This is a genomic window from Acinetobacter sp. 228 (genome assembly GCF_048147885.1).
The window spans coordinates 1-1,535 of sequence record NZ_JAYWYV010000205.1 but is presented as its reverse complement, the minus strand read 5'-3'; the positions used below and the strand labels follow the sequence as shown (position 1 = coordinate 1,535).

Annotated in this window: 2 protein-coding genes and 1 pseudogene; all 3 read right to left on the bottom strand. The window is 39.3% G+C overall.

Annotated elements, in window-relative coordinates:
* Window positions 1-229: pseudogene (locus tag VXQ92_RS17400) on the bottom strand (hypothetical protein); the annotation flags it as partial.
* An 18-nt stretch (window positions 230-247) separates the two neighbouring features.
* Window positions 248-1,081, bottom strand: a complete 834-nt coding sequence (gene pssA / locus VXQ92_RS17395; protein ID WP_000180205.1) for a CDP-diacylglycerol--serine O-phosphatidyltransferase — start codon at window positions 1,079-1,081, stop codon at window positions 248-250.
* A gap of 41 nt (window positions 1,082-1,122) precedes the next feature.
* Window positions 1,123-1,535, bottom strand: a 413-nt coding sequence (rlmJ, locus tag VXQ92_RS17390; RefSeq protein ID WP_416682662.1) for a 23S rRNA (adenine(2030)-N(6))-methyltransferase RlmJ, incomplete at its 5' end; no start/stop codon positions are given.

Genomic DNA, 1,535 nt, shown 5'->3' with positions numbered 1-1,535 from the left:
TATCAACTGCAGAAGTCACAATACCATTTGCGTTATAGCAAAGAGGGATTCTAGGCTGTCCGATCAGACTAATGTAATTAAAGTAACGAAGTGGTGCAGGCAGGTTAGGAAGAATTAAACCTTGATAGACAACTTTAAAAAAACCTCTGGCGGGCTGATAGACAACTCCCCCATTTGAGTTGAGGCTCAGTTGCTGTAATTGATTTTTTTCACTTATCAACTTAGGCATACCGAACCTCATCTAATTTTATGTTTTGATGGTCTCGTTATTTTTTTTAGCTAAAAGTGTGGTAACAAAACCTGATAGAGCATAGATGATTGATACAATCAAAATACCCATTGGAATATTATAAGTGATTGCCGCAAAAATCAGTACTACTGGCAACATAACTACAAAAGGAACACGCTTACGATCCATTTGCTTAAATGAATAATATTTAATATTAGAAATCATAAGTAGTCCTACAACCACCATGATGACCGCGTTAATGGTTTGAATAGCAATATCGCGTAAATCAAAAATGAATGGATAATCACGAGCTACCCATACGAGTGAAATAATGATAATCGCGGCGAGTGGGCTAGCAATACCAATAAAATAGCGCTTATCAACCACTCCGATCTGAACATTAAATCTTGCTAAACGGAACGCGGCACAAGCAGTATAAACAAAACAGCATGCCAAACCGATACGGCCTAAGTCATGTAGACTCCAGCTATACATTAGCATTGCTGGCGCTACACCAAATGCTAACAAATCTGATAAAGAGTCATATTGCTCACCAAAAGCACTTTGGGCACCAATAGCTCTGGCAACGCGTCCATCTAACCCATCAAATAATGCTGCAAGAAAAATGGCATAAATCGCTTGAGCAAATTCGCCATTCATACTTGCAATAATGGAATAGAAACCAGACAACAAAGCGGCTGTCGTGATTAAGTTAGGCCAAAGGTAAATACCTCTGCGCTTCACTTTTTGTCCTTCCGGATTATCTTCTTCTTCAACCACTTCGAACGTAATCCCATCAAAAGAATGTTCATTATGAGTTAAATCTTGCTCTGGTTTAGGCGCATTTGTCATTATTTTCTATTCCAAACATGTGCATTGATTTAGATTAATTATTACTCACCCACTAACCAGCGTACAGCGGCATGACCACCTGTTTCTTGCATACGTAAGTGAGGGAATAACCATTGTAGGGCTTGATCTGCTTGTTCGGAGAACTGCCAAGGTGGGTTAATTACTAATAATCCACAACCATTCAAACCTACAGGTGTGTCATCTGGCCAAACACAAATTTCACAGATTAATTGACGGCGAATTCCAGTTTTAAACATTTTCTTTTCAAAACGTTCAATCATTGCGCGATCTTTAATTGGATACCAAACCGCGAAGACACCTGTTGGCCATTTTTTATAAGCGCTTTGTAAAAGTTCAACCAATTGCGGGAAATCCTTACGCTCTAATTCGTAAGGCGGATCAATCATCACTAAACCGCGCTTTTCCTTTGGTGGAATTACGGCAAGCAGGCCTT